Genomic DNA, 14774 nt, shown 5'->3' with positions numbered 1-14774 from the left:
GGGCGGCCCGCAGCACCACCGCACACAACTCGACCAGCACCACGACCCGAAGGAGCACGACCATGACCGCACACACCCAGCGACGCCGCACCGTCGTCGTCGGCGCACTCGCAGCGACCCTCGTCGCCGCGACCGTCGGACTCGCAGCACCCCAGACCGCCTCCGCCGCCACCGCCGACGAGGGCTGGCTCCGCGTCGGCCACCTCTCGCCCGACACCAAGGGCGTCGACGTCGAACTGTCCAGCCTGTCCGGCGGCAAGACGATCTTCGAGCTCGACGACGTCACGTACGGCCAGGTCAGCAAGTACCAGGAGCTCCCGGTCGGCACCTACGTGCTGTCGATGCGGGCCTCGGACGCCCCGGACTCCACGCCGGTGATCTCCACCGACGTCAAGGTCGACAAGGGCGACGCGAGCACGGTCGTCGCGTACGGCAAGAACACCGACCTCAAGACGACGGCGTTCACCGACGACCTGCAGCAGCCCGGCGACGGCAAGGCGAAGCTCCGGCTGGTCCAGGCCGCCACCACGGCGAAGCAGGTCGACGTGAGCACCTCCGAGGGCACCGCCATCGCCGAGGGCGCGAAGTTCGGCACCGCCACCAAGTACGCCACCGTCGACTCCGGCAAGTGGACGCTCGACGTCTCCGGCAGCGGCCAGCAGGGCACCGCCAGCGTCGACCTCGCGGGCAACACGGTCTCCACCCTGTTCGTCCTCGACGACAGCAAGGGCGACCTGACGGTCGTGCCGGTCACGGACGCCGCAGCCACCGCCGCGACGCCGACCGGCGGCGTGCAGACGGGTGGCGGCGGCGCAGCCGCCGACCGCCCGATGACGGAGGCCGTCCACACGGCCATCGCAGCGCTCCGCTCGCTGTACCGCTGACGCCCTGGCCGGGAGGCACGGATCACGTGCGCCGACACGCTCACGTGATCCGCCCCTCCCGTCCAGATCCATCGTCACCATCCACGGAAAGGCAGGCCAGCATGACCCGCAGGACCTGGATACCCGTCACCGCCGCAGCGGCGGTGGTCGTCGCCGTCGGCGTCGCGCTCATCGCGGTTCGCCCGTGGGGGCAAGACACCGAGGCCTCGGGCGGCTCGGCCGCCACCCCGACCTCGACCAGCGCGCCCGACGCAGCGCGCTCCCCGAAGGAGCTCCGCACGGAGTTCCTCGACCGGTACGTGCAGGACGGCCGCGTCGTCCGCACCGACCAGGGCGACGACACCGTCAGCGAGGGACAGGCCTACGGGCTGCTCATCGCCTTCGCGAACGGTGACCGCGACCGGTTCGACGACATCTGGAAGTGGACGAAGACGCACATGCTGACCGATGACGACCTGCTCGCCTGGCGTTGGACGCCCGACGACGGTGTCGCCGACGAGCAGCCGGCCAGCGACGCCGACCTCGACGCCGCGCGGGCCCTGGTGCTCGCCGGAGACGCGTGGGGCGAGGACCGCTACACGGCAGCCGGCAAGCGCATCGCCTCGGCGATCCTGGAACACGAGACCGCGACCACGGAACTCGGCACGATCCTGCTGCCCGGGCCGTGGGCGGACTCCGAGCCGTACCGGTACAACGCCTCGTACGCGTCGCCGGCAGCCTTCGCGGTGCTGGCGAAGGCCACGGGCGACGACCGCTGGACCGCGCTGAACCGTGGGTCCCGCGCGGCGACCGCGGCGGTGCTCGACGAGTCGCAGCTGCCGAGCGACTGGTCGCAGGTGCACGCCGACGGCACCGTCGACCCGATGCCCGCCACCGGGGGAGACCAGCGCGTGCTGTACGGCTACGACGCGATGCGGACGCCCGTCCGCTACGCCGAGGCCTGCTCCGCCGACGACCGCGCCCTGGCCGGCTCGCTCGCCCCGACCCTGCGTCGGACGACGCAGCTCGCGGCGCAGCTCGACCTGGGCGGCACGGCCGTGACCGGGGACACGAACGCCTTGGCGTACACCGCCCGGGCCGCCGCCGAGTACGCGGCCGGTTCCTCCGGTGCGGCTGCCGACGACCTGGAGCGGGCCGACCGGACGGCTGCCACCACGCCGACCTACTACGGGGACGCCTGGGCCGCCCTCGGTTCGACCATGCTCACCTCTGACGTGCTCGGCGGCTGCGCGACGACGGCCGGAGGGGCATCGTGACCGGCCGACGGTCCGCCGGGCGTGGTTCGGTGTTCGGACGTCGTGGCGTGGTGATCGGGGCCGTGCTCGCCGCGGTCGTCGTGGGCGGCGGCGTCACCGGTGTGGCGCTCGCGTCGACCGTCGGCAGCGACGGGTCGGACGGTCGGGCCGGTGCGGCGCCGTCGAGTTCGGCGTCGGCTTCTGCTTCTGCTTCTGCTCCTGCAGGGTCGGGCATCGAGGGGTTCCAGGACCCGGCCGTACCCGCTGCCCGATCCGCGGCGACCCCCGTCAGCGTCTCGATCCCCGCGATCGGCGTGCAGTCGAACCTCGAGGACCTGCACCGCGGCACGGCCGGCGAACTCGACCCGCCTGTCGACTGGGACAGCGCCGGGTGGTTCAGCGACGGCATCGTCCCCGGTGAGGTCGGCCCGGCAGTCATCGCCGGCCACGTCGACAGCCCGACGAGCGCCGCCGTGTTCTTCCGGCTCGACGAACTGGTCGCCGGCGACGAGATCCACGTCGCGATGTCCGACGGCAGCACCCGCACCTTCACCGTCGACCGCTCGGAACGCGCCGCCAAGTCCGCGTTCCCGACGAGCGACGTCTACGGCACCACCCCGACCCCCCAGCTCCGACTGATCACCTGCGACGGCGTGTTCGACACCGCCACCGGGCACTACACGGACAATCTGATCGTGTTCGCAGACCTCTCGTCGGACTGACCCAAACACCGACCGATACATTCGATGTGGAGCACGAGGAGCACCATGAGCGAGACCCTGGTCATCATCCCGACCTACGACGAGGCGGAGAACGTCCGTCCCATCGTCGAGCGCACGCTCGCCGCCACCGACGAGAACGTCCACGTGCTGGTCGTCGACGACAACTCGCCGGACGGCACCGGTGACATCGCCGATGCCATCGCCCGTGAGACCGACCGCGTGCACGTCATGCACCGCACGGTGAAGGACGGTCTCGGCGGCGCGTACCTGTCCGGGTTCGCCTGGGGCCTCGAGCACGGCTACGCCAAGCTCGTCGAGATGGACGCCGACGGCTCGCACCACCCCGAGTACCTGCCGTGGATGCTCGAGCTCGCGGACACGAACGACCTCGTGCTCGGGTCCCGCTGGATCAAGGGCGGCAAGGTCGAGAACTGGCCCTGGTACCGCGAACTGCTCTCCCGTGGCGGCAACCTCTACACGCGCCTGGCCCTCGGCATCGCCGTCCGCGACGCCACCGGCGGGTTCCGGGTCTTCACCTCGCGGGCGTTCGAGCGGATCGACCTGGCCGGCGTCGCCTCGAAGGGCTACTGCTTCCAGGTCGACCTGTGCTGGCGTGCCCTCGAGGCCGGTCTGCGCGTCGTCGAGACCCCGATCACGTTCACCGAGCGGGAGTTCGGCGTCTCGAAGATGAGCGGCAACATCGTGCGCGAGAGCCTGGCCCTCGTGACGAAGTGGGGCATCGACCGCCGCATCCGCGAGACCCGTTCCCTGGTCAAGGACCACCGGAAGCTGCCGTCCGTGCGCACGAACGCGCACGCGGTGGCCGACCACGCGGCCTGACCCGCTGGGTCGGCGTCGGCGCTCGGCGTCGGCGTTCCGCCCCCCGGCGTCGGTACCGCGAAAGCGACAGTGTCCCGCGAACTGTTCGCGGGACACTGTCGCTTTCGCGGATCGGCCGCCCGTGGGCAAGCCCGGCCCGCCCGTGGGCAAGCCCGGCCCGCCCGGACGGCAGCGCAGCGACTAGCGCAGCACCACCACGCCCCGCCCGCGGAACCGCACGCAGTCCGTCGCGACCTCGGCCGCTCCGAACCGGTAGAGCTCTTCGCCGGTGGCACCGGGGACCGGCACCTCGGCAGCGTCGTCGAGGAAGTTCACCACGACGTGCACTGGTGTCACGTCCGGTCCGAGCAGCCCACGCGTGAGCACCAGCCACCGTCGGTCCTCGCTGAACCGCACGGCGTTCGCCTCGTACCGGTGGTCGACGAAGGCCTGGTCGGTCCGGCGCAGGGCGACGAGCACCCGGTAGGCGCGCAGGATCGCCGCACCCCGCTCGGAACTGACGTCGGCCCAGTCGAGCTTCGAGTTCGTGAACGTCGTCGGGTCCTGCGGATCCGGCACGGCCGACTCGTCCCAGCCGTGCTCCGCGAACTCGCGGATGCGGCCCTCGGCCGTCGCCTTGCCGAGCTCGGGCTCCGGGTGCGAGGTGAAGAACTGCCACGGTGTCGTCGCGGCGAACTCCTCGCCCATGAACAGCATGGGCGTGAACGGGCCCAGCAGCGTCAGTGCCGCAGCGATGACGAGGCCTTCGTCGTCGAGCGTCGCCGCCAGACGGTCGCCCGCCGCGCGGTTGCCGATCTGGTCGTGGTTCTGGTTCGTGACGACCAGGGCCGTCGCCGGGGAAGTCCCGCGGTCGATCGGTTGCCCGTGGCGCCGGCCACGGAACGACGACCACGTGCCGTCGTGGAAGAACCCGTGGTCGAGCACCTTCGCGAGCGCCGACAGCGGTGCGAAGTCGGCGTAGTAGCCGTTCGTCTCGCCCGTCAGCGCCACGTGCACGGCGTGGTGGAAGTCGTCGGACCACTGTCCGGCGAGCCCGTACCCGGCGGCTTCCCGCGGGCGGAACATCACCGGGTCGTTGAGGTCCGACTCGGCGATCAGCGACAGCGGACGACCGACGAAGGAACCGTAGGCGTCCGTCTCGTCGGCCATCTCGGCCAGGACGTGCGGCCGCGTGGTGTCGCGGATCGCGTGCACGGCGTCGAGCCGGAGCCCGTCGACGTGGTGGTCGCGGAACCACATGCGCACGTTGTCGAGGACGTACCGACGGACCTCGGGGTGCTCGACGTTCACCGAGTCGCCCCACGTGTTCGCGAGCCCCTGCACCAGGTACGGCCCGAACAGCGGCAGGTAGTTGCCGCTCGGCCCGAGGTGGTTGTAGACGACGTCCTGGATGACGCCCAGGCCGAGTGAGTGCGCCGTGTCGACGAAGCGGTCGTAGGCGTCGGGACCGCCGTACGGGGCGTGCACCGCGTACCAGGCGACCCCGTCGTAGCCCCAGTTCCACTCCCCGTTCACACCGTTCACGGGCAGCAGTTCGACGAACTCGACGCCGAGCTCGACCAGGTGGTCGAGCTTCTGTGCAGCCGCGTCGAGGGTGCCCTCCGGCGTGTAGGTGCCGACGTGCATCTCGTAGATCACGGCGCCGCGGGCCGGACGCCCGGTCCACGACTCGTCGGTCCACGCGAAGCGCGCGGGGTCGACGACGGCGGACGTGCCGTGCACCCCGTCCGGCTGGAAGCGACTGCGGGGGTCGGGTCGGACCGCGTCGTCGTCGCCGAGGCGGAACCCGTAGCGGGCGCCGACGACCGGCATGATCGCGTCGGTCGACCACCAGTCGTCGTCGCCCCGGGTCAGCGGGTACTCGACGTCGTCGACGACCAGCCGGACACGGTCCGGCTCGGGCGCCCAGACGGCGTAACGGTCGGGTGCGGTCATGCGTGACCCTCCAGGATGTCGATCTCCGCTTGCGCGTCGGACTCGGTCGCCGAGGTGGTCCGGGCGGTCGACCGGGAGGCCCGTTCCGCGTCGGACGCGTCGGTCACCGTGTCGGCGTGGCCGGGTTCCCCGACCGTGGCGGCCGGTACGAGCAGCGCGACCGGGTAGGTGGTGAGCAGGTCCGCGAGGGCGATGCCCCGGTTGGCCGGGAAGGTCCTGCCGGTGAGCAGGTCGACCCGGTCGACGGGGACGGCGTGCACGAGGGTGTCACCCCAGCCACCGACCCGTTCGAGGCCGATCGGCAGTCGCGTGGCGATCGTCACGGCACCGCCGCGGTCGAACGCGACGACGTGGTCCGCCGCGCTGCCCGTCGCCTCGAGCGCGAGGTACCGCGTGAAGAGCTCCGGGTGGTCGCGCCGGAGACGGAGTGCACGGGCGGTCACGAGGAGCTTCGCGGCGCCGTCGATCCCGATCGCCGGGAGGTCCTCGGGGCCGTCGTCGTCCGGGCCGTCGATCTCAGCGAGGACGTGGCGCCGCTCGGCGTAGTCCACGGCTCGGCGGTTGTCGGGGTCGACGAGGGAACGGTCCCAGAACTCGGAGCCCTGGTAGACGTCGGGGACGCCGGGAGCCGTGAGCTGCACGAGCTTCTGCGCGAGCCCGTTCGACCACCCAGCCGCGTCGATCCGTTCGTCGAGGGCATCGAGCACGGCCACCACGGCGGGCTCGTCGAACGCCGCGTCGACGAGGGCGTGCATGCGCTCCTCGAACGCCGGGTCCGGCTCCGTCCAGGTGGTGCTGTCGCCGGCTTCGCGTGATGCCTTCTCGGCGTAGGCGTGCAGCCGCTCACGACTCGCGGGACGGGCACCGACGATCGCCTGCCAGAGGAGGTCGGCGAACACGCGGTCCTCGAGCGGGACGAGGGACTGCAACCGGTCGAGCGTGTCGGCCCACTCGCTGCCGAGCTCGGCCAGGACCGCGATGCGTGCGCGGGTGTCCTCGCTGCGCTTCGTGTCGTGGGTGGTGAGCGTCGTCATGGTGTGCGGCCAGCTGCCGAGCCGGTCGCGCTGCGCCTGGTGGAAGTCGGCCACGGACACCGCGAACACGCTCGGGTCACCACCGACCTCGCTCAGGGACGTCAAGCGGGACGTGCGGTAGAACGCCGTGTCCTCGACGCCCTTGGCCATCACCATGCCGCTCGTCTGCTGCAGGCGGATCGCGGCGGCGTTGTCCGGGTCGACGAGCGCCGGGGCGATCCGGTCGATGACGTCGTCGAGGTCGGGACGGGCCTCTGCCGCGCGTTCGAGCGCCGCGATGAGGTGGTGCGCGCCCTCGGGCAGGTAGGTGCGGTACACGTCGAACGACGCCACGACCTCGGCGAGGGCGTCGACGAGCCGTTCGTGCGTGATCGCGTCCGCCCCGGCGGTGACCGGCGCGAGCAGTCGGGCGAGTCGCTCGACCTCGCTGCCGAGGATCCCGTCGGCGATGCCGCGGCGGGTGTCGTGCGTCAGCTGCTGCCAGTCGGCGGGCTCCGCGCCCGATGCCGCGGTCAGCGAGGGTTCGCCCGCGGGGTCGACGAGCACACGGTCCAGGACGCCGAGCGCGTCGTACCCGGTCGTGCCGTCGACCGGCCAGGAGCTCGGGAGTTCCTCGCCGGGTTCGAGGATCTTCTCGACGAGGGTGTACGCACCGCCGGTCAGCTCGGCGAGGTCCTGCAGGTAGCCGGCGGGGTCGTACAGTCCGTCCGGGTGGTCGATGCGCAGTCCGTCGACGAGGCCGTCGCGGAACCAGCCGCCGATGACGCCGTGCGACGCCGCGAACACCTCGGGTTCCTCGACCCGGATGGCCGCGAGCGTGTTCACCGCGAAGAACCGGCGGTAGTTCAGCTCGTGGTCCGCACGCTTCCAGTGCACGAACGCGTAGTGCTGCAGCGCGTGCACGGCCTCGACCGAGTCGCCCGGGTGGGCGGTGCCCGGCGCGGTCGGGTACGCGGTGTCGCCGACCCGGAGCACCGGGTGCTCGGGGTCGGACGTGTCGAGCGTGACCGCGTCGAGCAGCCGGTCGTCGAGGACCGGCACCCGGACCTTGCCGTCGCCGGCGTCCCAGTCGACGTCGAACGCCCAGGCGACGGGGGAGCCCTGGCCGAGTTCGAGCAGGGACCACCACCACGGGTTGACCGCCGGGGTGGCGACCCCGACGTGGTTCGGGACGACGTCGACCAGCACGCCGAGCCCGACCGCGTGCGCGGCCTCGGCGAGGACCCGGAGGGCCTCGTCACCGCCGCGGTCGGTGTCGACGTGCGTGTGGTCGACGACGTCGTAGCCGTGGTTCGAGCCCGGCTCCGACTGCAGGACCGGCGACAGGTACAGCCAGTCGGCCCCGAGGTCGTGCACGTAGTCGACGAGGTCGCGTGCGGCGGCCAGGTCGAAGTCCGCCGACACCTGCAGCCGGTACGTCGAGACGGGCACGCGACGCCCGGCCCCCGTCGTGCCGGTCGTCATCGCGCGGTGCCGCTCGGTGCGGTGGAACCGGCCGGGTTGGCCGGGGTGACGGCGTCCTGCGGGGACCGGGGCTCGGGGGCGCCGTCGTGGTGCTGCACCTCGACCGGGGTGACCGAGACCTCGTGGTTCGGCTCGGCGCGCAGGACGATCATCGAGCGCGCAGGCACGTCGAGCGGTGTGCCCGCCTCGACGATCTCGTCGCGGGCACCGGGCTCGGCGGTGTCGATGCGGACCGTCCAGCCGGGTGCGTACTCCTCGGGCGGCAGCGTGAAGGTCACGACGTCGTCGTGGGCGTTGAAGTACGTGATGAACGCCACGTCGGTGACGCGCTCGCCGCGGGAGTCACGCCCGCGGATGCCGTCGCCGTTCAGGTACATGCCGACGCTCTTGCCGAAACCGGAGTCCCAGTCCTCCGGCGACATGGCGTCGCCCTCGGGCGTCAGCCAGACCACGTCGGGCAGCGGCTCGTCCTGACCACGGCGCACCGGGCGCCCGTTGAAGTACCGGGTGCGGCGGAACGTCGGGTGGTCGTGGCGCAGCTTGACGACATCGGCCGTGAACTGGACGAGGTCGTCGTCCGCGGTGTCCCAGTCGATCCAGCTGAGCTCGGAGTCCTGTGCGTAGACGTTGTTGTTGCCGGACTGCGAACGGCCGAGCTCGTCACCGTGGGCGATCATCGGCACGCCCTGGCTGAGGAGCAGGGTCGCCAGGAAGTTCCGGCGTCGCTGGAGCCGCAGGGCGTTCACGGACTCGTCGTCCGTCGGACCCTCGGCGCCGGAGTTCCAGGACCGGTTGTGGCTCTCGCCGTCGTTGTTGTCCTCGCCGTTGGCGTCGTTGTGCTTCTCGTTGTAGGCGACGAGGTCGTACAGAGTGAAGCCGTCGTGGGCGGTGATGAAGTTGATGCTCGCCTTGGGCGTCCGGCCGTCGTGCTCGTACAGGTCGGCCGAGCCGGAGATGCGCGACGCGAACTCACCGAGGGTCGACGACTCGCCGCGCCAGAAGTCGCGCACGGTGTCGCGGTACTTGCCGTTCCACTCCGACCACTGGGGCGGGAAGTTGCCGACCTGGTAGCCGCCGGGCCCGACGTCCCACGGCTCGGCGATGAGCTTGACCTGCGACACGATCGGGTCCTGCTGCACGAGCTCGAAGAACGCGGACAGGCGGTCCACCTCGTAGAACTCGCGGGCGAGCGCCGAGGCGAGGTCGAAGCGGAAGCCGTCGACGTGCATCTCGGTCACCCAGTAGCGCAGCGAGTCGAGGATGAGCTGCAGCGAGTGCGGGTGCCCGACGTTGAGCGAGTTCCCGGTGCCCGTGTAGTCCATGTAGAACTTCTTGTCGTCGTCCACCAGGCGGTAGTACGCCGCGTTGTCGATCCCGCGGAACGACAGCGTCGGCCCGAGGTGGTTGCCCTCGGCGGTGTGGTTGTAGACGACGTCGAGCACGACCTCGATGCCGGCGCGGTGGAGCTCCCGCACCATCGTCTTGAACTCCTGCACCTGCTGCCCCTGGTCGCCCGAGGACGAGTACGAGGAGTGCGGCGCGAAGAAGCCGATGGTGTTGTAGCCCCAGTAGTTCGACAGCCCCTTGTCCTGCAGGGTCGAGTCGTTCACGAACTGGTGCACCGGCATGAGCTCGAGCGTCGTGATGCCGAGTCGCTTCAGGTGCTCGATGACCGCGGGGTGCGAGACGCCGGCGTAGGTGCCGCGCTGCTCTTCGGGCACGTCGGGGTGGGTCTCGGTGAGGCCCTTGACGTGCGCTTCGTAGATGACCGTCTCGCCGTAGGGCGTGCGCGGTGCGCGGTCGCCCTGCCAGTCGAAGAACGGGTTGATCACGACGCCCTTCATCATGTGCGCCGCGGAGTCGTCGTCGTTCGTCGAGTCCGGGTCGCCGAACGTGTAGGCGAAGAGCGACTGGTCCCAGTCGATCTCGCCGCTCGTCGCCTTGGCGTAGGGGTCGAGCAGGAGCTTCGACGGGTTGCAGCGTGCACCGTTGTCGGGGTCGTACGGGCCGTGGACACGGAAGCCGTACTCCTGGCCGGGGCCGACGTTCGGCAGGTACGCGTGCCAGACGTAGGCGTCGACCTCGACGAGGGGGATGCACTCTTCGTTGCCGTCGGTGTCGAACAGACAGAGTTCGACGCGCTCGGCGACCTCACTGAAGAGCGCGAAGTTCGTGCCGCTTCCGTCGTAGGTCGCCCCGAGCGGGTACGGGTTGCCGGGCCAGGTGTGCAAACGGTCCTCCAGGTGATGGTCGCGCCAACATATCGGTGACACCCGTCCGCGTCCGCAGACAAGCACCAGCTGTGTACCCGTGCGCGCGTGGCCCGCCCTGTGGAGGAACGGACGAGTAGCGTCGCGCGCATGGCCAACATCGTCACGCAGATCGCAGACAAGGTACGCCCGATCGGCGTCTCCACGAACTACGGAGACCCCGTCGAGGTCGGCGACCAGACCCTCATCCCGGTGTCCCTCGGCTGGTTCGGCTTCGGGGGCGGCGGGGACGACGAGAACGGCGGCGGCGGTGGCGGCGGTGCGTCGATCCCGGTCGGCGCGTACATCCGTCGCCCCGGCAAGGACCTCGAGTTCGAGCCGAACCTCATCTCGCTCGTCGCCGTGAGCATCCCGCTCGTCTGGGTGACCGGCACCGTGCTCCGCAAACTGGTGCGCGTCCTGAAGAAGTAGCGACACACCGGACGGGAGGCCCGTGGCGGACCCGCCACGGGCCTCCCGTCCGATGTGTGGTCGCGACCCGTCACGTGGTCGCGACCACGTCTAGACTGCTGGGACACACACGGGAGTCCGGGACCGCCGGGCTGAGAGGGAGCGAGTGGCGCTCCGACCGTCGAACCTGATCCGGATCATGCCGGCGCAGGGAGGAGTCCAGCACCATGTCTTCTGGCACGTCATCAACCGTCCACACCGCCCCGCGGCGATCGCTGCGCTGGCGGGTCGTCGACATCGTCGTCGCGAGCGTGCTCGCGGTGGCGCTCGGCGTCGTCTTCCGGCTGTGGGAGTTCGGCTACGAACCCATCAGCGCCGTCATGGACCTCGTCCTCCCGGGAACGAAGGCCCTGTTCGGCGGAGTCTGGTTGCTCGCCGGCCCGCTCGTCGCGATCGTCGTCCGGAAGCCCGGCGCCGCGCTCTACGGCGAGATGGTCGCCGCGTCCGTCGAGGCACTGTTCGGCACGCAGTGGGGGTGGCTGACGCTCGAGGCCGGACTGGTCCAGGGACTCGGCGCCGAGATCGTCCTCGCACTCTTCCTGTACCGCGTGTACCGGCTGCCGGTCGTCGTCCTGGCGGGCGCCGCAGCCGGCCTCGCGCTCGGCATCAACGACACCGTGCTGTGGTACCCGGGTCTCGACGCCGCGTTCAAGGTCGTCTACGTCGTGTGCGCGATCGTGTCGGGTGCCGTCATCGCGGGTGCCGGCTCGTGGCTGGTCGTCCGGGCGCTCGCACGCACCGGCGTGCTGTCGTCGTTCGCGGCCGGCCGGGAGCACAGCCGGCGTCGGCCGCGCGAACTGGTGTGACGGTGTCCGCTCCGTCGTCGACGTCCCCGGACGTCGTCGGCGTGCGCGCCGCGCGAATCGCGTTCCGCGACTGGGGATGGCGCTACCCCGAACGTGCCGAGTGGGCCGTCCGTGGCGTCGACCTGACCGTCGAGCCGGGGGAGCGGGTCGCGATCGTCGGGCCGTCCGGCTCCGGCAAGTCGACGCTGCTCCGGGCAGTGGCCGCCGTGCTGCCCGACGAACCCGACCCCACCGACGACACCGCTGCTTCCGTGCAGGGCTCGGTCCTGGTCGACGGCGCCGACCCCCGCGCGGTCCGCGGGCGTGTCGGCCTCGTCATGCAGGACCCCGAGGCACACACCGTGATGTCGCGGATCGGCGACGACGTGGCCTTCGGGTGCGAGAACCTCGGCGTCCCGCGCGCCGAGACCTGGACACGGGTGCGGTCGGCGCTCGCGGTCGTCGGGCTCGACCTGCCCCTCGACCGTTCGACCGCGATGCTCTCCGGCGGCCAGCGGCAACGACTGGCGCTCGCCGGGGTGCTCGCGATGCGTCCGGGAGCCCTCGTGCTCGACGAACCCTGCGCGAACCTCGACCCGGCCGGCGTGGCCCAGGTGCACGACGCCGTGCGCGCACTGCTCGACGAGACGGGGGCGACCCTGCTCGTGGTGGAGCACCGGATCGGCACCTGGCTCGACCTGGTCGACCGGCTCGTGCTGCTCGAGCCGGGCGGCGGGGTCGTCGCTGACGGCGCACCTGCCGAGGTGCTCGCCCGCCACGGCGCCGCGCTCACCGCGGCCGGGGTGTGGGTGCCCGGCGCCGAGCCGGAGCGTGGCGCGGCCCGCGGGCGGCCTGCTGCGGCTGCGGCTGCGGCTGCGCGAACGGGCGAAATACCCGGGTCGGCTGCCGAGGGGACCGCGGCATTTCGCCCACTCGGCGAGGGGGCCGGAGAGGTGGCGGGCGACGAGTTCCGTCCGGCTGCGCGAACGGGCGAAATGCCCGGGTCGGCTGTCGAGGGGACCGCGGCATTTCGCCCGCTCGGCGAGGGGGCGGGCACGGGAGCGGGCGCGCTGCTCGAAGCGCGGGACCTCGGGACCGCCCGGGGCAAGCGACAGCGGGTGGGAAGCGGGATCGACCTCGAACTCCGAGCCGGGCAGGTCCTGGCGATCACGGGGCCGAACGGGATCGGCAAGTCGACGCTCGGCCTCACGCTCGCGGGGCTCCTGCCTCCGGTCGCGGGGGAGCTCGCGGCCACGACGGAGCTCGCCTCAGGCCTCGACGCGGCGCCGCACACGTGGTCGAGCCGCGAACTCGCCGCTCGCATCGGCACCGTCTTCCAAGACCCCGAGCACCAGTTCGTCGCCGGCTCGGTCCGCGAGGAGATCGAGGCGGGCCCCCGCGCGATCGGTGCTGCGGACGCCGCGGGTCGGGCCGACGCGCTCCTCGGCGAGTTCGGCCTCGCCCACCTCGCCGACGCAAACCCGTTCACGCTCTCCGGCGGCGAGCAGCGACGGCTCGCCATCGCCGCGGTCGTCGCCGCGCGGCCGCCGGTCGTCGTGCTCGACGAACCGACCTCCGGGCAGGACCGGTCCACGTGGGACGCCGTCGTCCAGCACCTCGGAGCACTCGCCGACGACGGCACCACCGTCGTCGCCGTCACGCACGACCGCGACCTGATCCGGGCGCTCGACGCCGACGAGGTCGTGCTCGCGGCGGACGGCGCCCGGCGCGTGGAAGGCAACCAAGAGCGCGTGGAACGCGACCAGGGGGGTGCGACGGCGACCACCCCGGAGACGGTGCCGACGGCGGCGGGCCGAGCCGCGCCTCCAGGCCGAACCGACCGAACCGACCGAGCCGCCGTCCAACCGGTGGCCTCGCTCGTCGGCGTCCTCGCGCTCGGCGTGTGCCTCGTGCTGAGCCTGGACGTCGTGTCCGCAGCCGTCGCCCTCGCGGTCGAGCTCGCGCTGCTGCCCCTCCTGCGGCTGCCGGGGCGGACCCTGCTGCTGCGGGTGTCACCGGTCCTGGTGGCCGTGCCGCTCACGGCGGTGAGCATCGCGCTGTACGGGCGGCCCTCCGGACGGGAGTGGTTCGACTTCGGCTTCGCCCACGTCACCGACGGGTCGCTGACGCTCGCCCTGGCGACGGCGCTCCGCGTGCTCGCGGTGGGGCTGCCCGCGGTCGCGTTGTTCATCCGCGTCGACCCCACCGACCTGGCCGACGGGCTCGCGCAGGTGCTGCGGTTGCCGGCGCGGTTCGTGCTCGGGGCCCTCGCGGCCATCCGGATGATGACGCTGCTGGTGGACGACTGGCGGCAGCTCGCGATGGCGCGGCGTGCGCGGGGTCTTGCCGACACCGGACGGCTGCGGCGCGGGGCGTCGATGGCGTTCGCGCTGCTGGTCCTGGCGCTGCGACGGGCGACGACGTTGGCGGTGGCGATGGAGTCGCGCGGGTTCGGGGCTCCCGGGCGACGCACGTGGGCGCGGGTCGCCCGGTTCGCGTGGCCGGAGTGGGCGATGGTCGCGGTGCTCGTCGGGATCGGTGTCGCGTCGATCGCGGTCGCCGTGGCAGCGGGGACCTGGCGTGCGTGAGTCGGCGGACCAGGTGGACCCGGTGGACCCGTCGGGCGGCGGGGGCCTCGCCGCAGGCGTCGCCGCAGCTGCTGCCGGCGCCGCGGCAGCGTCGGGCGGACGCCTCGTGGTCCTGGTCGACGGCCGCTCCGGCACCGGCAAGACGACCCTCGGCGACCAGCTCGCGCAGCTGCTGGGGGCGCAGGTCGTGCACCTCGACGACGTCTACCCGGGGTGGGACGGACTCCGCGCGGCGGCCGGCGCCGTGGTCCGCGACGTGCTCGGGCCTCCCAGCGGGTACCGCCGGTGGGACTGGGTGGCCGACGGCCCGGCGGAGTGGACCGCGGTCGACCCCGACCGGCCGATCGTGATCGAGGGCTGCGGGGCGGTGTCCCGGGCGTCGGTGCCGCTGGCCTCGTTGGCGGTGTGGCTCGAGGCCGACGACGCAGTCCGCTGGGACCGGGCGATCGGCCGCGACGGCGACACCTTCGCGCGCGAGTGGGACCGGTGGGCGGCGCAGGAGCAGGACTTCATCGCCGCCGAGGACCCGGCGTCCCTGGCCGACGTGGTGCTGCGGACGTAGCGGAC

General features: G+C 72.1%; 11 protein-coding genes and 1 riboswitch. Of the genes, 8 read left to right on the top strand and 3 right to left on the bottom strand.

Going from position 1 to position 14774, the window contains the following annotated elements; genetic code table 11:
• Positions 1-62: 62 nt before the first annotated feature.
• From EDF53_RS13410 to EDF53_RS13395, 4 genes are all read left to right on the top strand, one after another.
• Positions 63-884, top strand: a complete 822-nt coding sequence (locus EDF53_RS13410) for a DUF4397 domain-containing protein (RefSeq protein WP_123294030.1) — start codon at positions 63-65, stop codon at positions 882-884.
• Between the two features lie 101 nt (positions 885-985).
• Positions 986-2140: a glycosyl hydrolase family 8 gene (locus EDF53_RS13405; protein ID WP_148058356.1), complete on the top strand. Its 1155-nt coding sequence runs from the start codon at positions 986-988 to the stop codon at positions 2138-2140.
• Entirely contained in the window at positions 2137-2841 is a 705-nt protein-coding gene (locus EDF53_RS13400; RefSeq protein WP_185021042.1) for a class F sortase, read from the top strand. Before EDF53_RS13405 ends, EDF53_RS13400 begins: the two co-directional genes overlap by 4 nt.
• Before the next feature lie 45 nt (positions 2842-2886).
• Positions 2887-3681 (top strand): polyprenol monophosphomannose synthase, encoded by a 795-nt coding sequence (locus EDF53_RS13395; protein WP_123294027.1) that lies wholly within the window; start codon positions 2887-2889, stop codon positions 3679-3681.
• A gap of 180 nt (positions 3682-3861) precedes the next feature.
• Here the strand turns inward: EDF53_RS13395 and treZ are convergent, their stop codons facing one another.
• From treZ to glgX, 3 genes are read right to left on the bottom strand one after another with little or no spacing between them, the layout of a single operon-like run.
• Positions 3862-5616: a malto-oligosyltrehalose trehalohydrolase gene (gene treZ / locus EDF53_RS13390; RefSeq protein ID WP_123294026.1), complete on the bottom strand. Its 1755-nt coding sequence runs from the start codon at positions 5614-5616 to the stop codon at positions 3862-3864.
• Positions 5613-8114, bottom strand: a complete 2502-nt coding sequence (gene treY / locus EDF53_RS13385; RefSeq protein ID WP_123294025.1) for a malto-oligosyltrehalose synthase — start codon at positions 8112-8114, stop codon at positions 5613-5615. The genes treZ and treY overlap by 4 nt, the downstream gene beginning before the upstream one ends.
• Positions 8111-10345 (bottom strand): glycogen debranching protein GlgX, encoded by a 2235-nt coding sequence (gene glgX / locus EDF53_RS13380; protein ID WP_123294024.1) that lies wholly within the window; start codon positions 10343-10345, stop codon positions 8111-8113. Before glgX ends, treY begins: the two co-directional genes overlap by 4 nt.
• 129 nt (positions 10346-10474) lie before the next feature.
• Between glgX and EDF53_RS13375 the strand changes: the two genes are divergently transcribed.
• The 4 genes from EDF53_RS13375 to EDF53_RS13360 all read left to right on the top strand — a co-directional run bounded on the left by EDF53_RS13375 (position 10475) and on the right by EDF53_RS13360 (position 14769).
• Positions 10475-10795: a hypothetical protein gene (locus EDF53_RS13375; protein ID WP_111086838.1), complete on the top strand. Its 321-nt coding sequence runs from the start codon at positions 10475-10477 to the stop codon at positions 10793-10795.
• 99 nt (positions 10796-10894) lie between these two features.
• Positions 10895-11006, top strand: a riboswitch (TPP riboswitch).
• Complete coding sequence (locus tag EDF53_RS13370) at positions 11002-11640, top strand: ECF transporter S component (RefSeq protein WP_123294023.1); 639 nt, start codon at positions 11002-11004, stop codon at positions 11638-11640. Its footprint overlaps the riboswitch before it by 5 nt.
• A gap of 41 nt (positions 11641-11681) precedes the next feature.
• A complete protein-coding gene (locus EDF53_RS19690; protein ID WP_260215681.1) occupies positions 11682-14207 on the top strand; it encodes an ATP-binding cassette domain-containing protein in 2526 nt (841 codons plus the stop codon).
• The gene (locus EDF53_RS13360; RefSeq protein WP_260215679.1) at positions 14200-14769 is read left to right on the top strand and encodes an ATP-binding protein; all 570 of its coding nucleotides are present in this window, start codon (positions 14200-14202) and stop codon (positions 14767-14769) included. The genes EDF53_RS19690 and EDF53_RS13360 overlap by 8 nt, the downstream gene beginning before the upstream one ends.
• The last annotated feature ends 5 nt before the right edge of the window (positions 14770-14774 follow it).

The sequence above is a fragment of the Curtobacterium sp. PhB78 genome (assembly GCF_003751685.1).
Classification (GTDB): Bacteria; Actinomycetota; Actinomycetes; order Actinomycetales; family Microbacteriaceae; genus Curtobacterium.
Note: the sequence above shows the minus strand (reverse complement) of the source record. Positions and strands in the feature narration are given on the sequence as shown.